The following is a 21132-nucleotide window of genomic DNA, read 5'->3' as shown; positions in this document are numbered from 1 at the left end:
TTAAGTCAAAAAAGCTAGGTTTTATATAAAATAGTGATGTGTGGAGACAAAGGAGTTGCTTTTTACTTTCTTTTTTTGCTTTTTCAGTTTGAATCAATTTAAAAATAATAAAAGAGTGTTATAATACGAGTATCGATTAAAATCAGAGAGGGTCATTTATGGATCATACAAAATTATCAAAACGTTTGCATCAAGCAGGAACTTACATTCCAAAAGGAGCGGTATTAGCAGATATTGGGTCAGACCATGCCTATTTACCCGCATATTTATATTTAAATGAAAAAATGTCTCGTGGGATTGCTGGAGAAGTGGTGACGGGTCCCTTTGAATCAGCCAAGCATCTTGTGACGACTCTAGGGATAACAGATGCCATTGACGTGCGTCTTGGAGATGGACTAGATGTGGTCAGTTTAGCCGATGAAGTGACCGCGATTAGTATTTGTGGTATGGGAGGCTCCTTGATTAGAGATATCTTAGACCGAGGTGCTAAGGGGGGGCGTTTATCTGGCAAAGAGCGCTTAGTTTTACAGCCAAATATTGGGGAACCGACCTTAAGACAGTGGTTAGTGGCCCATCAGTACGCGATTGTGGCAGAGGAAATTCTAGAAGAAAATGAAAAGCGCTACGAAATCATCGTAGCAGAAAAATCAGATAAACCCGTGGCCTTAACGCCAAGAGAGCTGTTATTTGGCCCTCATCTAGTGAGAGAAAAAAGTGATATATTTAAAGAAAAATGGCAACAAGAATTACAACAACGCCGTTATGTCTTGAAACAAATAAAACAATCTGACAAAGACAACCGTGTCAAACAAGCAGAATTTGAAGAGCAGATTCGAATGATTGAGGAGGTATTAGAGTCGTGATAACAGGCCAGACGTTTATTAAAAGATTTGAAGCCTTTTGTCCTTTAGAATTAGCTGAATCAGGAGATCCTGTGGGCTTACACATTGGGACATTAAATAAACCCATTCAACGCGTCATGATGACATTAGACGTTCGTCCAGCCGTGGTGCAAGAAGCCATTGACAAAAACATTGATTTAATTGTTGCCAAGCACCCGCCTATTTTCAGAAAAATTGGGAGATTGACAACGGATGATTTTCAAACAAACATGTATGCTGATTTATTGAAGCATGACATTGCTATCTATGCAGCGCATACTAACATGGATATTATTGAGAATGGTCTGAATGATTGGTTTTGCGAAGAACTTGGGGCAGAGCCTTATGATTACATTCAACAAACCCATTCTTACCCTTATTCCAAAGTCGTAGTCTATACGCCTAAAAGTGCGGTAGAAGATGTTAGGCAGACCTTGATGTCTGTTGGTGCTGGACAATACGGAGAAGACTATGATGGGTGTAGTTTTACTAGTGAAGGAACGGGTAGGTTTAGACCGATTCATCACGCGACCCCGCATATTGGTCAATTGAATACATTAGAAGCCGTACCTGAAGAAAAAATCGAGACGATTATTTTGAGTCATCAGGTAAATGAGGTACTAAAAGCAGTCAGTGCGGTTCATCCTTATGAGGAACCAGCCTTTGATGTTTTTGAATTGAGTCATTTGACAAAAGATTATGGGATTGGCCGTATGGCAACGCTGCCTGAAGCGATGCCTTTAACTGATTTTATTGACTTAGCGAAACAGGTCTTTAAAGTGGATCACTTGCGCTTGGTGACAGACCGAAAGGATAAAATGATCAAAACCATCGCCATTTGTGGGGGTAGTGGAGAGAAATTTTACCGAGAGGCTCTGAAAAAGGGCGCAGATGTGTATATTACGGGTGACGTGTATTATCACACGGCTCACGACATGATTGAAGATCAGCTAACAGTGCTTGATCCGGGTCATTATATTGAGGAATTATGTAAGGAAAAATTTGTTGAGTTATTCAACGAATGGAAAGAAGAGAACCAATGGGATGTGTCCTTTTTTGTTAGTGAAACAGACACCAATCCTTTTGAAATCATATAAGAGGAGAGATTTTATGTATACGAATTTAGTACCTAGATTTATCAAATATGTTAAAACAGAAACACGCTCAGACGCAACAAGTACAACTACCCCTTCAACACCAACGCAAATCGCTTTTGCGAAAGAATTGAAAGCGGAACTAGAAAGCATTGGCATGTCAGATGTTTTTTATAACGAAGAAAACGGCTTTGTGATTGCTACATTACCTAGCAACACTGACAAAGAGGTTCGTAGCATGGGATTCATCGCTCACATGGACACAGCAGACTTTAACGCAGTGAATGTGACCCCTCAGTTTGTTGAAAACTATGACGGCGTATCAGACATTCCTTTAGATAAAGAAGGAAAATTCAAATTAACGGTATCAGACTTCCCGAATCTTAAAAATTACAAAGGTCAAACATTGATCACAACAGACGGTAGCACTCTTTTAGGAGCGGATGACAAATCAGGGATTGCTGAAATTATGACAGCCATGGAACACCTAATCGAAAACCCAGAAATTAAACATGGGAAAATCATGGTTGCTTTTGGTCCAGACGAAGAGATTGGTGTCGGGGCTGATAAGTTTGACGTGTCTCAATTTGACGTTGATTTTGCTTACACAATGGACGGTGGTCCTGTTGGGGAATTACAATTTGAAACCTTTAGTGCGGCACAAGCCGAGATTTCTATTGAAGGTAAAAACGTTCACCCAGGAACAGCGAAAGATACCATGATTAATGCGTTGCAAGTTGGGATTAATCTACATAACCAATTACCAGCAGATGAAGTACCTGAAAAAACAGAAGGTTACGAAGGCTTCTTCCATTTATTACAATTGGATGGTGTGCCAGATGAAGCAACGATGACGTATATTATTCGTGACCACAATCATGATAAATTTGAAGGACGCAAAGCATTGTTAACAGCAATCGTTGATAAAATGAATGCTGATTTCGGTCAAGAACGCATTAAGATGAACTTATTTGACCAATATTACAACATGCGTGAAGTGATTGAAAAAGACATGAGCATCATTGATTTAGTAGAAGAGGCTATGCGTAACTTAGATATCGAACCAAACAAAGAACCTGTTCGTGGTGGAACAGATGGGTCTAAAATTTCATACATGGGCTTACCAACACCAAACATTTTTGCTGGTGGGGAAAACATGCATGGCCGTTTTGAATACGTAGCCGTTGAAAGCATGGAAAAAGCAACAAGCTTGATTGTTGAAATTGCTCGTTTGAATGAAGCAAAAGCATAATAACTGAAGAGTAGGGGAGCTTTCTGAAGGCTCTCCTGCTTTTTTGTTTGGTATGGCTTTCCTTTATGGGGTAGATAATCTAAAATAGGGATAAGAGATTAAAAAAGGAAGGTAAATAATATGAAGGATGTTATATCCATTGTAGTGCCTTGTTATAATGAGGAAGAAACCGTGAGTGCTTTTTTTTCTGCCGTGGAAGAAGCGGTCAAGGAAATCAAAGAAGTTGATGTTAAGTATCTGTTTGTTAACGATGGTTCAAAAGATAACACGTTAACAAAATTAAAAGCGTTAGAACAGGAATATCCTGATAAAGTGAATTATTTGTCTTTTTCTAGAAATTTCGGAAAAGAATCGGCCCTTTATGCCGGATTAGAACATGCGACAGGTGATTACGTCACCGTTATGGACGCGGATTTACAGGACCCACCTAGTTTGTTGCCAGAGATGTATGCTTTGCTTCAATCTGGTACGTATGACTGTATCGGCACACGGCGAGTGAGTCGTGAAGGGGAACCTAAGATAAGGTCCTATTTTGCTAAGAAATTTTATAAAATTTATAATAAATTATCTGATGTTGAAATTGTTGATGGTGCTAGGGACTTTAGACTGATGACACGGCAAATGGTAGATGCTATCTTAGAGTTAAAAGAATACAATCGCTTTTCTAAGGGCTTATTTAGTTGGGTTGGTTTTGAGACTTATTACTTAGAATATGAGAACATTGAGCGAGAAGAAGGAAACTCCTCTTGGTCTTTTTGGCAATTAGTGAGTTATTCCTTAGACGGCATTGTGGCCTTTTCTATTGCGCCTTTAGCTTTTGCAGCCATTGTAGGCATGTTATCTTTTGTGGTAGCTTGTGTGTCTTTAATCTTTATTGTGATTCGTGCGTTACTGTTTGGCGATCCCACATCAGGTTGGCCGTCGATGGTATCCATTGTTTTAGCATTGGGCGGTTTGCAGTTATTTTGTTTGGGTATTCTAGGTCAGTATTTAGGCAAAACCTTTTTAGAAACCAAGCAACGCCCCATTTATATTTTAAGAGAATCCAGTATGCCACGCCCGAAGAAAGACCTTGATAAGTAATGCTTATGAAGGTTCTTTTTTCAAGTCGTATTATTTGACCAATTTTGACCAATGTAATAAACTAAGAATGTAAGCAAGAGGAGGAATGACTATGAACATTGAAAAAATGACAACAACCTTGCAAGAAGCCATCGCACAAGGGCAACAAGTGGCGATCACAAGACAGCATCAAGATATTGACATTCTTCATGTGTTTAAGATATTGATGCAACCGAACCACTTTGCTCGCAATCTGTACCAAGAATTAGGTGTGGATGTGGCTGGATTTGAGGCTGTAATTGATCAAGAATTAGACCGTTATCCAAGTGTATCTGGTGGAAACGTGCAATATGGTCAAAGCCTAAGCCAAAATTTATTTAACTTATTACAAGAAGCAGACAAAATAAGAGAGCAATTTGAAGATGACTATTTAGCCACAGAAACCGTGTTGTTGGCTTTGATGACCATGAAACGCTTTAGTTTAACAGAAGAGTTGGTCAAACAAGGGCTAACGTACCGAGCTTTAGAGGACAAAATCAAAGACATACGAGGAGGAGAGCGTGTGACATCACAAAATCAAGAAGAACAATATGAAGCATTAAAAAAATACGCAGTGAACTTAAACGAAGCGGTAAAAAGTGGTAAACAAGACCCAGTCATTGGGCGTGACGAAGAGATTCGTGATGTGGTACGTATTTTATCGCGAAAAACAAAAAATAACCCTGTCTTAATCGGGGAACCTGGGGTAGGTAAAACAGCGATCATTGAAGGGTTGGCTCAACGTATCGTAAACAAAGACGTCCCAGAAAACTTAAAAGATAAAATTATCTTTTCTTTGGACATGGGCTCACTAATTGCGGGGGCAAAATTCCGTGGTGAGTTTGAGGAACGGTTGAAAGCTGTGTTAAAAGAAATCAAAAAAAGCGATGGTCAGATTATTCTCTTCATCGATGAGATTCATACCATTGTAGGAGCAGGTAAAACAGAAGGCAGTATGGATGCAGGTAACTTACTAAAACCTATGCTTGCTCGAGGTGAATTGCACTGTATTGGTGCGACCACTTTAGATGAGTACCGTGAAAACATGGAAAAAGACAAAGCGTTAGAACGACGTTTCCAAAAAGTATTAGTGAAAGAACCAACAGTAGAAGATACCATCAGTATTTTAAGAGGTTTGAAAGAGCGTTTTGAAATTCATCATGGGGTGAACATTCATGACAATGCCTTAGTAGCAGCAGCGGGTCTATCGAACCGCTACATTACGGACCGTTTCTTACCCGATAAAGCCATTGACTTGGTGGATGAAGCCTGTGCCACTATTCGTGTGGAAATGAATTCCATGCCAACAGAGCTTGACCAAGTGACTCGACGTTTGATGCAGTTAGAAATTGAAGAGGCGGCACTAAAAAAAGAAGAAGACGAAGCCAGTAAAAAACGCTTAGGTATTCTTCAAGAAGAATTGGCAGAACTGAGAGAAGAAACCAATGCCTTGAAAATGCAATGGGAAACAGAGAAAGAAGAAGTCAATAAGCTAAGCGACAAACGAAGCGAAATTGACCAAGCCAAAACGGCTCTTCAGAATGCTGAAAATGACTATGATTTAGAACAAGCGGCTATTTTACGCCATGGCACGATTCCAAAACTTCAAAAAGAATTAGCAGAATTAGAAGCGGCAACGGAAGATACGAGCCGTCAATTGGTTCAAGAAGTGGTCACAGAAAAAGAAATTGCCACAGTGGTTGGCCGTTTAACAGGTATTCCTGTGTCCAAACTTGAAGAAGGAGAACGGGAAAAAATCCTGCGCTTGAATGAAACCCTTCATGAACGGGTGATTGGGCAAGATGAAGCCGTAGATGCTGTGTCAGATGCAGTGATTCGTGCTCGTGCAGGCCTTCAAGACCCGAATCGTCCTTTAGGTTCGTTCTTATTCTTAGGACCAACAGGAGTAGGGAAAACAGAACTAGCTAAATCTTTAGCTGAAAACTTGTTTGATTCAGAAGAACACATGGTGCGATTAGACATGAGTGAGTACATGGAAAAACACAGTGTCTCTCGTTTAGTTGGCGCACCTCCTGGTTATGTAGGGTATGAAGAAGGGGGGCAATTAACAGAGTCTGTTCGTCGCAAGCCTTATACCATCGTGTTATTAGATGAAATTGAAAAAGCACACCCAGATGTGTTCAATATTTTACTTCAAGTCTTAGACGATGGTCGTTTAACAGATTCTAAAGGACGCGTGGTTGACTTTAAAAACACGGTGTTGATTATGACAAGCAACATAGGCTCTCAGTTGTTACTTGAAGGAGTATCAGAAGATGGGCACATTGAAGAAGCCACAAGTGAAGCTGTGATGACGCTCTTAAAAGGCCACTTCAAGCCAGAATTCTTGAACCGTATTGATGATACGATTCTCTTTACACCATTAAGTTTAGATAACGTGAAAGGCATCATTGTTAAAATGGTAAGTTCTCTAACAAAACGCTTAGAAGAGCAAGACATTGCCTTGCGTATATCAGAAGAGGCACAAACCTGGATTGCTGAACAAGCCTATGATCCGATTTATGGCGCACGTCCAATTAAACGCTTCTTAACTCGTGAAGTAGAAACACCTTTAGCCAAAGAAATATTGTCCGGTCGAGTGATGCCGAAATCTCTCGTTACCGTTGCTTTGAAAGACAATGCTTTAGCCTTTGAATCCGCTGTAAGGGAAGACTAAAAAATAAAACAGGGACACCCGTAATGGCGTGTAACCCTGTTTTATTTTGTCTTTTGTGCAAAGGATGGTACGGGTCTTGTTAAGGGCGAGAGGTTTTTCTCGAGTTTGACACAAATGATACCATCTTCAATGAATTCATCAGAGACCACGGTGTACCCAAGCTTTTCGTAAAAAGGAATGGCATGTTTTTCTCCATGAATGCGTGATAAGGTACAGTGATTGTGACGCCCTTGATGTTCTAGTTCTAAAATAACACGACGTCCTAATCCTTTTTGACGCCACGAAGGGTGGACACACAACCGGTCAGGTCTCACCACATCAGGGCTATCTTGTTGGTAGCGACCTGTTGCAATGGGCTCATTGTTATGAAAAATCACCAAATAAAAGGTATCGTCTGTGTCAAAGGCATCAAATTCAGCCTTTGGTGAAATCTTTTGTTCTCGGACAAAGACTAAAGTTCTGAGGTAAAAGGACGCGGCTTTCACCCATTGTTGTTTGCTGAATTGAACGTTAATCATTTAAAGCTTCTCTCCTTTAAGTTTCTTATATTAAGTGTATCATACTCTGTGAAGAATGTTAGGGGTCTTTTTTGTCTTTTAAAGGGGATAAGACCGACTTTTGTGGTTGACATAGTCTGTGTTTTTCATTATAATTTGTATGCGAGTAAAGGCCATATTTTCTATTTTTGTAAGACTCAGAGAGCTTCTTGGTTGGTGGAAAAGAAGCAACTTAAATACAAAATGCTCCCTTTAATGTTGGCAGGAAACTGTCACGTCTTTTCCGCGTTAAGGAAGCGAAGAGGTAATGAATGTCAAAGGCATCGTTGCAATCAAGGTGGTACCGCGTGTGTTCGTCCTTGTCTGCAAGGGGTCTTTTTATTTATTTTAGGAGGAAATCAAATGAAACAACTAACAAGTCGTGAAGTCCGTCAAATGTATCTGGACTTTTTTAAAGCTAAAGGCCATAGTATTGAGCCAAGTGCATCTCTCGTTCCTGTAGAGGACCCAACCCTTTTATGGATTAACTCTGGGGTTGCTACATTGAAAAAATATTTTGATGGGTCTGTTGTACCGAAAAACCCAAGAATCACCAATGCACAAAAGAGTATCCGTACGAATGATATCGAGAACGTGGGAAAAACAGCCCGCCACCATACCATGTTTGAAATGTTAGGTAACTTCTCAGTTGGAGACTACTTCAAAAACGAAGCGATCCACTGGGCATGGGAGTTACTAACGTCTGAAGAGTGGTATGCTATGGACAAAGATAAATTATATGTAACGGTTCATCCAGACGACAAAGAAGCGCGTCGTATTTGGCATGAAGAAATTGGCTTACCTCAAACATCTATTATTGATATTGAGGATAATTTCTGGGACATTGGCGCAGGTCCATGTGGTCCTAACTCTGAAATCTTCTATGACCGCGGGGAAGAGTACAATGATGTGGCAGAAGACGATCCAGAAAATTACCCGGGTGGGGAAAACGAACGTTACTTAGAAATCTGGAACTTAGTGTTCTCTGAATTTAACCACACAGATAACAATGAATACTTACCATTGCCACATAAAAACATTGATACGGGGATGGGATTAGAACGTATGGTGTCAATCTTCCAAGATGCACCAACTAACTTTGAAACGGATCTATTCTTACCAATCATCGCGGCAACGTCTGAATTAACTGACACTGCTAACTATGGTGATTCTGCGGCTATTAACACGTCATTCAAAGTCATTGCAGACCACATTAGAGCGGTTTCCTTTGCTATTGGTGACGGGGCATTGCCATCTAATGAAGGACGTGGCTATGTGTTACGCCGTTTGATTCGTCGTGCTGTTATGCATGGAAACAAATTAGGCATCAAAAAAGCTTTCTTATATGAATTGGTTCCTGTGGTAGGTGGCATTATGGAAAGTTACTACCCAGAAGTCTTAGAAAAACAAGACTTTATCCAAAAAATTATCAAGTCTGAGGAAGAGCGTTTCCACGAAACGATTAGTGATGGGTTACAAATTATCACAGATTTAATCAAAGACTTAAAAGCATCAGGTAAAGACACGATTCCTGGTAAAGACATCTTTAAATTATATGACACATATGGTTTCCCAGTGGAATTAACAGAAGAGATGGCAGAAGACGAAGGGCTTAAAGTAGACCATGCAGGGTTTGAAGAAGAAATGGAAGCCCAAAGAAACCGTGCCCGCTCTGCTCGTGTCAAAGAAGAATCAATGAACGTTCAATCGGCTTTATTAACGGACTTAACTGTAGAGAGTGCTTTTGTTGGGTACACAGAAACAAGCCATACCTCAACACTTGGCGCAATCATTCAAGGGGATGCTTTAGTTGAGGCGACTACTGAGGGTGAGGCTCAATTAATCTTTGCTGAAACACCATTCTACGCTGAAATGGGTGGACAAGTAGCAGACAAAGGCATCATCAAAAATGCAGCAGGTGACGTGGTAGCGAAAGTAACCAACGTACAAAAAGCACCAAAAGGACAATCCCTTCATTTAGTAGAAGTTCTAGGAGAATTATCTGTGGGAGCGTCTTATGAATTAGTGGTAGACGTTACATTACGTGCTAAAATTGTACGTAATCATACTGCGACTCATTTGCTTCACCAAGCAATCAAAGATGTTATCGGGGAACACGCGAACCAAGCAGGCTCTCTTGTGACACCTAACCACTTACGTTTTGACTTCACTCACTTTGAACAAGTGACATCAGCTGAATTAGCTGAGATGGAACGCAAAGTAAATGAAAAAATCTGGGCAAGCTTACCTGTTGTGACCGTTGAAACAGACGTAGCAACAGCTAAAGGCATGGGCGCTATGGCTTTATTCGGAGAAAAATACGGAGACTTAGTCCGTGTGGTTAACATTGGCGATTACTCTATCGAGTTATGTGGTGGGGTACACGTAGTGAATACCTCTGAGATTGGTATCTTCAAAATCACGTCTGAATCAGGCATTGGTGCAGGTGTGCGTCGTATTGAAGCCATCACAAGTCAAGAAGCCTTTGAAGTATTACACGAAGAAGAGTCACGCCTAAAAGCGATTGCCTCTCTTGTAAAAGCTCCTCAATTAAAAGATGCGGTGAGCCGTGTAGAACAATTGCAAGAGCAATTAAAAGAAATTCAAAAAGAAAACGATCAATTGTTAGCGAAATTAGCAAACGCTGAAGCGGCTGATATTTTTGAAAACGTCCAAACAGCGGGAGATGTGAGCTACATCGCAGCACAAGTCAACGTGAAGGACATGAACCAATTGCGTCAGTTAGCTGACCAATGGAAACAAAAAGAATTATCAGATGTGTTAGTCTTAGGAACAGCCCAAGGAGATAAAGTAAGTTTATTAGCAGGGATGACCAAAGAGATGAACAACAAAGGTCTAAAAGCCGGAGACTTAATCAAAGCAATCGCACCCCTTGTAGGTGGCGGCGGTGGTGGACGTCCTGATATGGCCCAAGCTGGTGGTAAAAACCCAGCAGGCTTACCAGAGGCGATCAGTGCAGTAGGTAATTGGTTAAACGAGCAATAAGAAACACCAAGAGATTGACTAAGGTCAGTCTCTTTTTTTTCTCTTGATTAATACGATCTGGGAGATATTTTGGGAGAAGTTTCTTTTTGTTTGGTGTTATTTTAAAAGTTGTGTTATAATTAATAACGTTGGAATTCCGGGGGCGTTACGGATTCGACAGGTATAATTGAGCTTGAATTGCGTTTCGTAGGTTACGTCTACGTAAAAACGTTCACAGTTAAATATAACTGCTAAAAACGAAAACAATACTTTCGCTCTAGCTGCCTAAAAACAGCGGGTGAAGATCCTCTCGGCATCGCCCATGTGCTCGAGTAAGGGTCTCAAACTAAGTGGGATACATTATACATTTCCGTCTGTAATGTGTAAAAGAGCTTATCAGACTAGCGACATCTAAGGCCTGTTGTACGGCAGAAGGTGAAGCGAAATTCAAATAGTACATCTATAAGCGTAGAAGTTTAAGTAGCAATATATTTGGACGCGGGTTCGACTCCCGCCGCCTCCATTCGTAGTTTTCGGTAGTTTTCACTAAGAGCTAAAACGTTGTTAAATCAATGTTTTGGCTCTTTTTATTTTCGGTAGTTTTCGCTAGTTTGAACAAAGACGGAGTCAAACACGGAGTCAAAGCATGCAAATTATGACTAAAAATTGATGAAATTATTGAATCTTTCAGCCAATTGTTCTTTGGCTGCTTTTGATACATGGGTATAAACATCCATCGTTGTCTGAACATCAGAATGACCTAATCTTGATTGAACGTCTTTTATCGATGCGCCTGATTCGAAAAGTAGAGACGCATGAGTGTGTCGAAATCCGTGTGTGGTAATTCTTTTCATGGGCACGTCACGTTGTTTATCTATTGTGTCTTGAATGTGAAGTAGCCATTTACGAGGTTTAGCTACTGATAATATTTTTCCATCAGGATTTCTAAAGATAAGATCTCCTTTTTTTGATTGCGATTCTTTCTTAAAGTCTTTCATTAACTCTAATGTCTTATCATCTAAAGATATTCGTCTGATAGAAGCAGGCGTCTTAGGTGTTTGAATATATAGACCCGTTTCACGTCGGCTAACCGCCTTGTTGATGTAAAGAGTCTTGTTCTTAAAATCAATGTCTGACCATTTCAACGCTAGAGCTTCTCCTTTTCTCATACCTGTAAAAGCTAACAAGCGATAAAACATATACGCACGTTGATTAGGTAGAGATTCTGCCACTGTTAAAAATTCTTTTAATTCCTCTTTATCATAAAAGTTTAAATCTTTATCTTCTTTTATTTCTTGTTTGCGTACAGGCTTTCTAATTAGCTTAGTAGGGTTAATTGTTATAAGTTGCAACCTCATAGCATAATTAAAGACAGTACCAGCATAATTCATCACTTCACGCGCTTTGGCTAACTTCAAATGCCATATATTCATTTGTTCCTGGCACATCATAGGTGTAATTTGGGTGATATCATAATGGCCAAAGGCAGGGAGTATATGATTCTTAAACATGCGTTCTGTTTTCATTAAAGTAGAATCTTTTACTGTTGTTTTGTATTCTTCGTACCAACTCCAATATAGATCTTCATAAGTATACGTTTTTTCTAAGAACTCTTTGGCAATTAACGAATCTAAACCACTTAATTCTAATCGTGCTAACTCTAACTTAGCTTCTTTAAGCGTCTGGAAGCCTCTTCTCGTTGTGCGCATCTCTTTACCTGTTTCTGGATGTCTTCCTAGATAAGCTTTAAACATATAAGCTTCAGTACCATCTTGTTTGGTGTACTTCTTTATTACTGCCATTTGTATTTACCTCCTATTTCTAGTAAAATAGGGTATAGAAAAGAAGCCTATTCACTAGGTGATTTTTTGGTTAAGCACTCCTCAGACCGGCAAGTTAGAGGGAGTGCTTATTTTTTATTATTCAGTCCAAGTTCCAGCACCTATAATGACTGTATATGGACCTTTTTCTTTAGCATCAAAGTAGGCAGAGCCACTAGCTTTCATACCTTTATCGATGTTTTCAGAATAGAAATTTTTTGAATCTAGTTCAGCTTTATTTCGTTCACCATCGTATACAGCTAAACTATGAGAATTAAATTTTACGACATCATCTGTCTGATTATCTATAGTAAAATCAATTTTGATAAAATTACCTGATATTTCACCATTAGGTGTTTCGTCAGAAGGTGAGATAGAGTCTACAGTTACTTTTAAACCACCGTCATACTCGGCTACTTCTCCGATAGAAAAAACATTATCTTCAGGTTCTTTTTGTTCCTCTTCCTTTTTTTTAGCTTCTTTCATAATTTCTTCTTCTTGCTCGTCGGTTAATAAATCATCAGGATCATTTATCCCCTTAGATGTATCGTTTTGTCCTGTTACATTGGCATCAGCTAATTTTTGGGACAATTCTTCATTCTCTTTATTGAACCCGGCTATAGCCATGAAACAGAAAATATTCAGAACAATGGAAACAGTTAACGCCCAAAACCACCAATTCTTATAAACTCCCTTTTTACCAACTTTGTTTTTCAATATAAACTCCCCCAATATGATATACTTTTATTGGAGATACATCTTATTTCTATTAGCCATTACTCAAACTTGTAGGGGAGAGTATGGCTTTTTTTATCCAAAATTTAACATGGATTCTTTTACGCAATCTTCTAGGTGACTAGATATCTTATAATATTCCATAAACTTCACCACGTTTAATTCCTCTTTTTCCATATCATACTCATTAAGATAAACTTCTAAAAGAATTTGGATAGCTATCTCATTAGCTTCACGTTCAAGCTTGTTACGACTAGAGCTAGTCGCGTTATAGTAAGCAGCGTAGTCCTCGTGCTTTTTAATACAGTGGCCAAGCTCATGAGATATTTCAAATTCAGAGTTATCTTCTATAAGCTTGTTACTTAGAATAATAGCTTTCTCGTCAGCAAAGTACATTCCACTTCTATCCATATCCGTAAATACCAAATCCAAACCCAAATCACTTACAATCTTCAATAAACGATCATTCACTTCATACATTCAATCACTCACTTTACTTGTTCTCTGAAGCTCTTTTAGCAGCTAAAACAGATTTTAAAAACTCTACTTCTTCATCACTAACAGGCTCACCATCAAACGCGAAAACACCATGTTTCTCAGCTAAAGAAGTCTTTTCTTCTCGTCCTAATAAATAATCGACAGACACATCGAAGTAATCTGCTACTTTTTGGACATTTTCAACTTTAGGAGAAGAAGAGTCCCATCTTCTAATTTGTCCGTTAGAAAGACCAATGTTCCTTTCGATTTCAGCAAAATTAGTTTTTTTGCTATCAGCTAACATTTTTATTTTGTCTGTTAAAGTCAATGTTATCAAACCTTTCATTGACATACACTGAATTTAAATAACTTTTAAGCTAAAATAAGTTTGACAATTAGCTTAAACGCTATTATACTGTGTATGTAAGTTAATTTGATAGAAAAAAAGCAAACTAAAAACACCATAATATAAAACAGTTTGGCGACGGTTTTAGTAATATCAATGGTTTTATAGGCTTATTTCTCTACGACTTCATAATAGCATTAACGCTAATTATCGTCAAGTGAAATAGCGATTTTACTATCATTTTAACTTACTATTATAAAGATATAGGAGGTTGTGACATGTCGGAAATTGATAATGGCAGAGAGCTAGTTAGAAAGTTCATGGAAGAAAACAAAGTATCTGAACAGGACTTAGCTAGTGCTTATGGTAAAAGTCGCGTGTGGGTACAGAGAGCGCTTAAGGGGAAAGATAAAGGTCCAGCGGTGAACTTGTTCATCTTAACTATAATAAGAGATTACAAGCTACGGGAGCCAGTAAATAAGGAGGGGTAGGAATGGAAGTTATAAAAGTATCTGAATTAGATTCTAAACTTTTAAATTATGTCCCTAGGAGATATTTAACCCAAAAAGAGGTTTGTCAGTATACAGGTAAGTCACCAGGCACTATCAATGAATGGGTGAAAAAAGGAATGAAGCAGATAATCATGGATGAAAAAAGTCGTCCTCAATACGATATAAGGGATGTTGATTCCTTCATATCTAATTACAAAGTTTGAAGGGGGATAATCATGGATTGGTTAATCATTATTGTTATTAGTGTTGTCGCGTCAGTTGGAACGTTGACGGTTGGAAGAAGTTTTAGGAGGGATGAACGTGAGTAAAAAAGCATTAAGCATTTTGTCACATTGTTGGGTATTTATTATTGCAGTGACGTTAACGATGACAGTTTTTGATTCTAGTCACTGGTGGTTGTTGTTCTTATCGATGGCATTCTTATTTATTACAGTCGGTATCGTTGAGACGTTAGGGGAGAAGGTGCCGAAGTGGAAGCAGTAGTAATGACACCAACTGAAAATTATTTCTTTGATCACAACATTCAAGTCTGGAGTACCAAGACCACATCTAAATATGTTTACTACAGTACTGATGATGGCCAGTATGTGGCTACTCAATTAGGTCAGTTGTATAGAGAACGGAATGACAAGTGCGAAAGGGTGGTTTAAGTGAATGAACGTTACGTTCTCCAGGAACTTAAAGAAATCAAATCGCTGCTTACTGAGATTAATTGCAAGTTGAATGCGAATGAATCAAATGAAGTTATTGGTCAGAAGATAAAATCTATTAGGCTCAGCAAGGGAATGACCTTAGCAGAATTTGGAGCTCAGTTATTACCAGTTGCTAACAAGGGGACTGTTTCAAATTGGGAACACGGAGTCAACATACCAAGCGCTGTCAGACTAGAGCAAATATCAAGATTGGGTAATATACCAATTGAGAAGTTGATTTATAAGGATTTTAGAGGTGGTGAGGAAGAGTGAAAAGAACACCAAAAGAACTTCAGAAGGATTTTAAACGCGGTTGGTACAAAAAAGGAAACACGTTTAGATTTTTACACGCTTTAAATGAGATGGGGTTCTTGATATATCAAACGAGAACTAAAGCAATCAAAAATTCAAATGAATTTACAGGAACTAATCCAGAGTTTGACGATTGGTTTGATAAAGCTGAATATATCGGGCTTGAGTTACCAAAAGCAACAAATTTATGAAGGTTTTAGAGAGGATGATAGTTGTGAAAAAGAACCAACTTAAATATTTACTTAAGTTAGCTCTTAAATTAGTTGTTGGGATTTTAGCAGTTTGGACTGCGCTATATTTACTTCGTTTTTAAGTTATTCTCTTTAGAAAGTTTATTAATTTTTGAATTGAGAGCACTGTAGTCATCATAATTATCAATTTGGAAAAAATCAGATTTAAAAAGGATGTATTCTTTTTCAGTAATATAAGGTCGGATTATCTCTATATTATTTTGTAAATGAGAATTAATCAGAGTATTAAAACTTAAAGTAAATAAACTTAAGACTACACAATAAATTGAAAAAATAATTAAAGAAATATTCCAAAAAACTTTAAGAAATTTCTTATTTGCAGTTTTATTCTTTAAAACTGTTTTTAAATCTAATACATACATAATAATAGAACAAATAAAAAATATGGATATGATGAAACCAAAATTATTTAAAGCATTATTGTTCATAACGTTTTCGATTGAACTATCGACTAAATTACTAGGTATTTTACTAAGTGATTCAAAAACATTATCAGTTTTTTTAGCTACTTTTAATGTGTCATATGAATAGGAACCAAGCCAAGAGACTACGAAAACTGAAAAGAAAAATTTGAATCCAGGTTTTATTTTTTCGTACATAACAAACAACTCCTTTACAAGAGTATATCAAATTAAAAGGTGGTGAGAAAGAGTGAAGAAGTTAGAAATAGAATTTACAGAAGATGAGTTGACTACAGTTGTTGATTGGTTCAATGGATTTTGTTTTAGACATTACGGATTAGAACCATCTGAAATAAGTGGGAATTTACCGGGAAATCATAAAATATTAATTGATCGTTTATTAGCTAAATTTGATGATTTTAGGAGTGAGGAAGAGTGAGAAAGTTTAAAGCTGTTTTAGAAACGGGTTTTGGTGGCATGAAGCATGAAGAGGAATTTGAAATGCCAGACGATGCAACCGATGAAGAAATTCAAGAAGAAGGGTACTCATTGGTTATCGGGTACATCGATGTTTATTCTGAAGAAACAAAAAAAGACTGATCCGCCGGCAAGCTAAATCAGTCAAATAAAACTATTAATTGTGTTCATTGTAGCACGGAAAGAGGAATATATCATGGAAAAAATCGAAGCGTTAGTAAAGGAATTAACTGAAACATGTGAAGAAGAGGGTGTAACGTTATTAATGAAAACATTCTCTAAAGAAGCGAATCACATTGGAACAAGTTTTGTGGGTAGTATTAAAAATCTCTCTCAAGCATTAGTTATGCTAGATTACGACATTGAAGAAGTGACAGGTAGAGATGCTAATAAGCTGCGATTATTAGGTACAAAGCTTATTTTGAATGATGAAAAGTGTGATTGTCCTAATTGTCGTGAAAAAAAAGAAAAAGTCGACGAAGATGACAAAGAGTTTGAACCTGGTGAGATATTAGCAAATTTTCTAAAAGCTTTGTTTGATAGAAGAGAAAGCGCAGGTGAATAAGATGTCCAAAGTAGTAATAAATAGAATCCATTACAAACACTTTAAAGGATTGAAGGATTTTAAATTGGCTTTAGACGGTCATTCAGCAAAAGTTTCTGGTCCGAACGGTAGTGGGAAAACAACTTTAGCAGATGGTTTCTTATGGTTGTTGTTTGGTAAAGACACGAAAGGAACGAAGTTAAACCCTAAACCAAAAGATAACGAGATGAATGAAATTCTAGGGTTAGAACCGACAGTTGAAGCTGAACTAGTTATTGATGGTGAATTGGTAACAATGAAACGAGTGCAAAAGGAAAAATGGGCGTCAAAGCGTGGGGAATTAGAAAAAACACGTGGTAATGATTCTACAGATTATTTTATTAACGGCGTTCCACAAAAAGAAAAAGAATGGAAAGCCTTCATTGAAAAAATTAATCTCGAGACAACTCTTCAAATGATGACGGACGCTAGTTTTTTTATGCGAATGAACTGGAAAGACAGAAGAGATGTATTAATCGGACTAACTGGTTTAACAGATGCTGAAATTATTTCCATGGATCCTGAACTCTTAGAGTTAGAATCTGTGCTAGAAGATAAGAGCATTGAAGACATGAAGAAAATCTTAGCTAGTCGTAAGAAAGAGCTACAAGATAATATCAAGTCGTTACCTGGGCGCATCCAAGAAAACCAAGACATGATAGACCGATTGAATCTCAGCGAGCTTGATAAAGGATTGTTGGAAGCAAAACTGGAAGAAGCACAGCAGAAGTTAGAGCAATCAGAGATGAGGGTTGTCGCTGCCGAAAATGGAAATGCGACGCTTGACTATAAAGAGCGTGTAGCGCAGTTAAATCTTAAGTTATCAGAAGAACGTAATAGATTTTTAGCAACAGCTAACTTGGCTAGTGAGTCATTACGTAAAGATAGTAATGCGTTACAAGATACTGGTTCTAAGATAAGAACAGAGCATACTGACTTAAAGATGACATTACGTGAATTGATTCAAGAGAAAGAGCAACTAGAGAGACAAAAGGACGTCATGCTTGTTGAGTACAATAAAATCAAAGCGCAAACGTTTGATGAACATAAAAAAGAATGTGCAATGTGTGGACAGGGGTTGCCAGAAGAACAAATAGAATCAATGATAGCAAGATTTAATAAAGAACGTTCCCAGGCATTAGAGGGAAATATAGCTTCAGGTAAAACGATAGCTTCTAAAATTACTACATGTAATGCATCTATCAAAGAAACACAAGAAGCTTTTGAAGCAGTGGAACGTAAATTAGAAGACTTGTTACAGCAACACAAGTTAATAAATGAAGAGCTTAATAAGGTACAGGCTGAAGGTGGCCAATTTGAAGATACCGATGTGTATCTGAAGATAAAAAAAGACATTGAAGCTCTACAACAACAAATATTAAATGCTAAAGCTGATTCTACACAAATAGTCCAAGAAGCAATTAGAGAAAGAGATGCAGCAAAAGAAGAGGTTAAAATAATTATCGAATCTGTCTTTAAGTTTGATCAAGTGATTCCAATTGAAGCGCGTATGGCTGAATTAAGGTCAGAGGATTCTGCATTGAAACAACAGAACATGGAAGTTGAGAGACAACTCTTCTTAATCGATGAATTTACACGTAAAAAAGTGAAATATTTAGAAGAAAGCATTAATAACCATTTTGAATTAGTAAGATTCAAGCTCTTTAATATTCAGAAAAATGGCGGACTTGATGAAGTATGTGAGGCGACATTTAACGGTGTCGATTATTCCGCTGGCATGAGTACTGGAGAACGTGGACGTTGTGACCTAGATATTGTTTCAGGTCTATCAAAAGGGTTGAATATCTCGATGCCTGTTTTCTTAGATAATGCTGAGTCCATTACATTACCAATTTCGTTTGATGGCCAGTTGATCCAGTTATTTGCTAAAGATGAAGAATTTAGAGTGGAGGTTGATGGTTAATGGATTTAGGGAAAGTAAAAAAATTTAATGACGGAGTTATTAATAGAACAATCGAAATTGAACAATTAAAAAATAAAATCATTGTGGTTGAAAGAATGGAAAATTTGCAATTTTACACTACACCAGCGAACGATTTAAAGTTTTGCTCATTTAATTTAACATCTGACAATTCTGATGAAAGTGTAAAAAATATATTAGAAGTTACTAAAACATTAACGTTAAATGCTTTAAAAAAGCAGATTAATGAAAAAGAAAAAGATTTAAAAGATTTTATTAAAAAGGGGATAACAGATAATGACTAATCAAACACCAGCAGTTTTTAAATCACAATTAGCTAAAATTAATGATACATATATGCCACAAATCGAAACACAATTACACGGGAACGGTATTCATATGACGGAGTATCAAAGAACGTGTGTGATTAACTCTATCTCATCTATCAATGAGCTATTAGTTAAAGAAGGATTGGGAATTCAAGAAGTTGATCAGAGTAATTTGACTCAAACATTAATGCAAGTAGCAGCGTTACAATTAAATGCTACAGCGACACCCAGAGAAGTTTATTTTATCAAGCGTAATCAAAAAGTTAAAAACGGCCAATCAATTCAAATTATTGAGATGGGGATTGAGGGAGATGGTAACGATGCTATTCTTAACCGTTTTGGGAGAAACGTGAAGCAGGTCCATCGTCACTGGGAAGTGAGAGAAGATGATGGGTTTACTTATCCAGGTTATTCAGGTCTTACCGTAACCCCACCGAGTTGGAGCCCTAAAGGTTCTGGTAAAGTCATTAGAGTTGTTTATCCTGTAGAGTTTAATGATGGCCAAGTAGAATTTTACATATCGGAACGTGAAGACGTAAAAGCTAATCTTTTAGCGCATATGTACAATAATTTAATGTGGGATAAGGAAAAAGAGAGTAAAAAAATCAAAATAAAAGAGTATTCTGAATCTCATTCGATAGACGAGATTCTAGATAATGAAGAAATGCAAAAATTAGGTAATATCAGTCCGGCGTGGAAAGAGCCACAGAGCAGGGAATCAATGATTGTGAGAAAGATGAGAAATAGAATAGTTAAAAAGATACCTAAAGATTTCTCTAATGCTTACATTAAGCAAGTTGTCGATAATGTAGATGATGATTTTCAAGCAAGACAATCTAAACGTAAGGAAGCAGAGATTATTGAAGAAATTAATGAGAATGCTAATTCAGAAGTTTTAGAACCTAAAGAACCGGTAGAATCACATGAGAGTAGACCAAAAAATGTTGATCAAAATGGTGAAATTCATGACGGCATTTTTACAGATGTACCAGAACAAACAGAAACAGGTGATCCATATTGATTAAGATAAATGTCTTTGGTTCTGGTAGTAGTGGGAATGGCTATCTAATTGATGATGGTTATTCTCAGCTAATCATTGAGATGGGGGTTTCAATGAAGACTATTTTTAGAGATATGAAACATGATTTATCAAGAGTCGCTGGATGTCTCATTTCTCACGAACACAGAGACCATTGCAAATATATAAAAAGGTTAGTGGATGAAACATCGATTGATGTTTATGCAACAACAGGAACGAATGAGGCTATGTTTGATGATAGTGCGTTGAGATTAGAACAGACAGACAAATATCGCTTCAATCAGTTGGTTTATAAAGAAACGACAGTCATCGGGACCTGGTATGTTACGCCATTTGAAACACAACATGATGTGAGAGAACCGTGTGGATTTCTTATCGATACGGCAGCAGGTGACAGACTGGTCTTTGTTACTGATAGTTATTATGTGAAGTACAAGTTTCCGAATGTAACACACATGATGGTTGAAATGAACTACTCTAACGAGATCATGAACCAGCGTGTATCAAGTGACGAACTTAATCAACGGCTGCGAACAAGAATCATTGAGAGTCATTTTGATTATGAAAGGTCATTAGAGTTTATCAGCGCAAATAAGAGTACGTCTTTACAAGAAGTGTGGTTATTACATCTTTCTGATAGTAACAGTAATCAAAAGTTATTCCAGGAAGAAACACAAAAGCTTGTTGGCGTTCCAGTTTATATAGCTTAGG

General features: G+C 37.6%; 25 protein-coding genes and 1 other RNA gene. 20 read left to right on the top strand and 6 right to left on the bottom strand.

Annotation, left to right across the window (positions count from 1 at the left end):
- Positions 1-158: 158 nt before the first annotated feature.
- The 5 genes from ACVWM0_RS06070 (at position 159) to clpB (ending at position 7005) form a co-directional block, all read left to right on the top strand.
- On the top strand, positions 159-863 hold the full coding sequence (locus ACVWM0_RS06070; protein ID WP_476471752.1) for a tRNA (adenine(22)-N(1))-methyltransferase: 705 nt from the start codon (positions 159-161) through the stop codon (positions 861-863).
- Positions 851-1978 carry a Nif3-like dinuclear metal center hexameric protein gene (locus ACVWM0_RS06065; protein WP_476473675.1) on the top strand — a complete coding sequence of 376 codons (1128 nt, stop codon included), beginning with the start codon at positions 851-853 and terminating at the stop codon, positions 1976-1978. Before ACVWM0_RS06070 ends, ACVWM0_RS06065 begins: the two co-directional genes overlap by 13 nt.
- A gap of 13 nt (positions 1979-1991) precedes the next feature.
- Positions 1992-3227 carry a peptidase T gene (gene pepT / locus ACVWM0_RS06060; RefSeq protein WP_476471751.1) on the top strand — a complete coding sequence of 412 codons (1236 nt, stop codon included), beginning with the start codon at positions 1992-1994 and terminating at the stop codon, positions 3225-3227.
- A gap of 120 nt (positions 3228-3347) precedes the next feature.
- Positions 3348-4310, top strand: coding sequence for a glycosyltransferase family 2 protein (locus ACVWM0_RS06055; RefSeq protein ID WP_476471750.1), 963 nt, complete (start codon positions 3348-3350; stop codon positions 4308-4310).
- Between the two features lie 91 nt (positions 4311-4401).
- Positions 4402-7005, top strand: a complete 2604-nt coding sequence (gene clpB / locus ACVWM0_RS06050; RefSeq protein WP_476471749.1) for an ATP-dependent chaperone ClpB — start codon at positions 4402-4404, stop codon at positions 7003-7005.
- A 41-nt stretch (positions 7006-7046) separates the two neighbouring features.
- On the opposite strand, the gene ACVWM0_RS06045 is transcribed toward clpB, so the two are convergent.
- The gene (locus ACVWM0_RS06045) at positions 7047-7523 is read right to left on the bottom strand and encodes a GNAT family N-acetyltransferase (RefSeq protein ID WP_476471748.1); all 477 of its coding nucleotides are present in this window, start codon (positions 7521-7523) and stop codon (positions 7047-7049) included.
- A 381-nt stretch (positions 7524-7904) separates the two neighbouring features.
- On the opposite strand from ACVWM0_RS06045, the gene alaS reads away from it, so the two are divergent.
- Both alaS and ssrA read left to right on the top strand, forming a co-directional pair.
- Positions 7905-10547, top strand: coding sequence for an alanine--tRNA ligase (gene alaS / locus ACVWM0_RS06040; RefSeq protein WP_476471747.1), 2643 nt, complete (start codon positions 7905-7907; stop codon positions 10545-10547).
- Between the two features lie 138 nt (positions 10548-10685).
- Positions 10686-11052: a transfer-messenger RNA gene (gene ssrA / locus ACVWM0_RS06035) on the top strand.
- A 133-nt stretch (positions 11053-11185) separates the two neighbouring features.
- Here ssrA and ACVWM0_RS06030 read toward each other — a convergent pair.
- The 4 genes from ACVWM0_RS06030 to ACVWM0_RS06015 form a co-directional block, all read right to left on the bottom strand.
- Positions 11186-12328, bottom strand: coding sequence for a tyrosine-type recombinase/integrase (locus ACVWM0_RS06030; RefSeq protein WP_476471746.1), 1143 nt, complete (start codon positions 12326-12328; stop codon positions 11186-11188).
- Positions 12329-12445: 117 nt separating this feature from the next.
- The gene (locus ACVWM0_RS06025) at positions 12446-13063 is read right to left on the bottom strand and encodes a DUF4352 domain-containing protein (RefSeq protein ID WP_476471745.1); all 618 of its coding nucleotides are present in this window, start codon (positions 13061-13063) and stop codon (positions 12446-12448) included.
- A gap of 93 nt (positions 13064-13156) precedes the next feature.
- On the bottom strand, positions 13157-13561 hold the full coding sequence (locus tag ACVWM0_RS06020; RefSeq protein ID WP_476471744.1) for an ImmA/IrrE family metallo-endopeptidase: 405 nt from the start codon (positions 13559-13561) through the stop codon (positions 13157-13159).
- A 13-nt stretch (positions 13562-13574) separates the two neighbouring features.
- Positions 13575-13886, bottom strand: coding sequence for a helix-turn-helix domain-containing protein (locus ACVWM0_RS06015; protein WP_476473674.1), 312 nt, complete (start codon positions 13884-13886; stop codon positions 13575-13577).
- A 296-nt stretch (positions 13887-14182) separates the two neighbouring features.
- On the opposite strand from ACVWM0_RS06015, the gene ACVWM0_RS06010 reads away from it, so the two are divergent.
- From ACVWM0_RS06010 to ACVWM0_RS05985, 6 genes are all read left to right on the top strand, one after another.
- Entirely contained in the window at positions 14183-14395 is a 213-nt protein-coding gene (locus tag ACVWM0_RS06010; protein WP_476471743.1) for a hypothetical protein, read from the top strand.
- A gap of 2 nt (positions 14396-14397) precedes the next feature.
- Positions 14398-14619 carry a helix-turn-helix transcriptional regulator gene (locus ACVWM0_RS06005; RefSeq protein WP_476471742.1) on the top strand — a complete coding sequence of 74 codons (222 nt, stop codon included), beginning with the start codon at positions 14398-14400 and terminating at the stop codon, positions 14617-14619.
- 97 nt (positions 14620-14716) lie between these two features.
- On the top strand, positions 14717-14899 hold the full coding sequence (locus ACVWM0_RS06000) for a hypothetical protein (RefSeq protein WP_476471741.1): 183 nt from the start codon (positions 14717-14719) through the stop codon (positions 14897-14899).
- Entirely contained in the window at positions 14887-15066 is a 180-nt protein-coding gene (locus tag ACVWM0_RS05995) for a hypothetical protein (RefSeq protein ID WP_476471740.1), read from the top strand. The genes ACVWM0_RS06000 and ACVWM0_RS05995 overlap by 13 nt, the downstream gene beginning before the upstream one ends.
- Positions 15067-15381 (top strand): helix-turn-helix domain-containing protein, encoded by a 315-nt coding sequence (locus tag ACVWM0_RS05990; RefSeq protein ID WP_476471739.1) that lies wholly within the window; start codon positions 15067-15069, stop codon positions 15379-15381.
- On the top strand, positions 15378-15611 hold the full coding sequence (locus ACVWM0_RS05985) for a hypothetical protein (protein WP_476471738.1): 234 nt from the start codon (positions 15378-15380) through the stop codon (positions 15609-15611). Before ACVWM0_RS05990 ends, ACVWM0_RS05985 begins: the two co-directional genes overlap by 4 nt.
- A gap of 107 nt (positions 15612-15718) precedes the next feature.
- Here ACVWM0_RS05985 and ACVWM0_RS05980 read toward each other — a convergent pair whose 3' ends face one another.
- Positions 15719-16270 carry a hypothetical protein gene (locus ACVWM0_RS05980; RefSeq protein WP_476471737.1) on the bottom strand — a complete coding sequence of 184 codons (552 nt, stop codon included), beginning with the start codon at positions 16268-16270 and terminating at the stop codon, positions 15719-15721.
- Between the two features lie 52 nt (positions 16271-16322).
- On the opposite strand from ACVWM0_RS05980, the gene ACVWM0_RS05975 reads away from it, so the two are divergent.
- The 7 genes from ACVWM0_RS05975 (at position 16323) to ACVWM0_RS05945 (ending at position 21131) form a co-directional block, all read left to right on the top strand.
- Complete coding sequence (locus tag ACVWM0_RS05975) at positions 16323-16511, top strand: hypothetical protein (RefSeq protein ID WP_476471736.1); 189 nt, start codon at positions 16323-16325, stop codon at positions 16509-16511.
- On the top strand, positions 16508-16672 hold the full coding sequence (locus ACVWM0_RS05970; RefSeq protein ID WP_476471735.1) for a DUF7167 family protein: 165 nt from the start codon (positions 16508-16510) through the stop codon (positions 16670-16672). The genes ACVWM0_RS05975 and ACVWM0_RS05970 overlap by 4 nt, the downstream gene beginning before the upstream one ends.
- 73 nt (positions 16673-16745) lie before the next feature.
- Positions 16746-17114 carry a hypothetical protein gene (locus ACVWM0_RS05965; protein ID WP_476471734.1) on the top strand — a complete coding sequence of 123 codons (369 nt, stop codon included), beginning with the start codon at positions 16746-16748 and terminating at the stop codon, positions 17112-17114.
- Position 17115: 1 nt separating this feature from the next.
- On the top strand, positions 17116-19056 hold the full coding sequence (locus ACVWM0_RS05960) for an AAA family ATPase (protein WP_476471733.1): 1941 nt from the start codon (positions 17116-17118) through the stop codon (positions 19054-19056).
- Positions 19056-19358, top strand: coding sequence for a hypothetical protein (locus ACVWM0_RS05955; RefSeq protein ID WP_476471732.1), 303 nt, complete (start codon positions 19056-19058; stop codon positions 19356-19358). Before ACVWM0_RS05960 ends, ACVWM0_RS05955 begins: the two co-directional genes overlap by 1 nt.
- Entirely contained in the window at positions 19351-20403 is a 1053-nt protein-coding gene (locus ACVWM0_RS05950; protein ID WP_476471731.1) for a recombinase RecT, read from the top strand. The genes ACVWM0_RS05955 and ACVWM0_RS05950 overlap by 8 nt, the downstream gene beginning before the upstream one ends.
- Positions 20400-21131, top strand: a complete 732-nt coding sequence (locus ACVWM0_RS05945) for an MBL fold metallo-hydrolase (protein ID WP_476471730.1) — start codon at positions 20400-20402, stop codon at positions 21129-21131. The genes ACVWM0_RS05950 and ACVWM0_RS05945 overlap by 4 nt, the downstream gene beginning before the upstream one ends.
- The last annotated feature ends 1 nt before the right edge of the window (position 21132 follow it).

Source organism: Vagococcus sp. 211 (assembly GCF_056322705.1).
This window is presented reverse-complemented; position numbering and strand designations above follow the sequence as displayed.

What these genes read in the sequence shown, in the direction of transcription:
- ACVWM0_RS06070 (WP_476471752.1), top strand. Translation starts at nt 159, where the DNA reads ATGGATCATACAAAATTATCAAAACGTTTGCATCAAGCAGGAACTTAC.
- pepT (WP_476471751.1), top strand. Translation starts at nt 1,992, where the DNA reads ATGTATACGAATTTAGTACCTAGATTTATCAAATATGTTAAAACAGAA.
- ACVWM0_RS06055 (WP_476471750.1), top strand. Translation starts at nt 3,348, where the DNA reads ATGAAGGATGTTATATCCATTGTAGTGCCTTGTTATAATGAGGAAGAA.
- clpB (WP_476471749.1), top strand. Translation starts at nt 4,402, where the DNA reads ATGAACATTGAAAAAATGACAACAACCTTGCAAGAAGCCATCGCACAA.
- ACVWM0_RS06045 (WP_476471748.1), bottom strand. Translation starts at nt 7,523, where the DNA reads ATGATTAACGTTCAATTCAGCAAACAACAATGGGTGAAAGCCGCGTCC.
- alaS (WP_476471747.1), top strand. Translation starts at nt 7,905, where the DNA reads ATGAAACAACTAACAAGTCGTGAAGTCCGTCAAATGTATCTGGACTTT.
- ACVWM0_RS06030 (WP_476471746.1), bottom strand. Translation starts at nt 12,328, where the DNA reads ATGGCAGTAATAAAGAAGTACACCAAACAAGATGGTACTGAAGCTTAT.
- ACVWM0_RS06020 (WP_476471744.1), bottom strand. Translation starts at nt 13,561, where the DNA reads ATGTATGAAGTGAATGATCGTTTATTGAAGATTGTAAGTGATTTGGGT.
- ACVWM0_RS06010 (WP_476471743.1), top strand. Translation starts at nt 14,183, where the DNA reads ATGTCGGAAATTGATAATGGCAGAGAGCTAGTTAGAAAGTTCATGGAA.
- ACVWM0_RS06005 (WP_476471742.1), top strand. Translation starts at nt 14,398, where the DNA reads ATGGAAGTTATAAAAGTATCTGAATTAGATTCTAAACTTTTAAATTAT.
- ACVWM0_RS05980 (WP_476471737.1), bottom strand. Translation starts at nt 16,270, where the DNA reads ATGTACGAAAAAATAAAACCTGGATTCAAATTTTTCTTTTCAGTTTTC.
- ACVWM0_RS05965 (WP_476471734.1), top strand. Translation starts at nt 16,746, where the DNA reads ATGGAAAAAATCGAAGCGTTAGTAAAGGAATTAACTGAAACATGTGAA.
- ACVWM0_RS05960 (WP_476471733.1), top strand. Translation starts at nt 17,116, where the DNA reads ATGTCCAAAGTAGTAATAAATAGAATCCATTACAAACACTTTAAAGGA.
- ACVWM0_RS05955 (WP_476471732.1), top strand. Translation starts at nt 19,056, where the DNA reads ATGGATTTAGGGAAAGTAAAAAAATTTAATGACGGAGTTATTAATAGA.
- ACVWM0_RS05950 (WP_476471731.1), top strand. Translation starts at nt 19,351, where the DNA reads ATGACTAATCAAACACCAGCAGTTTTTAAATCACAATTAGCTAAAATT.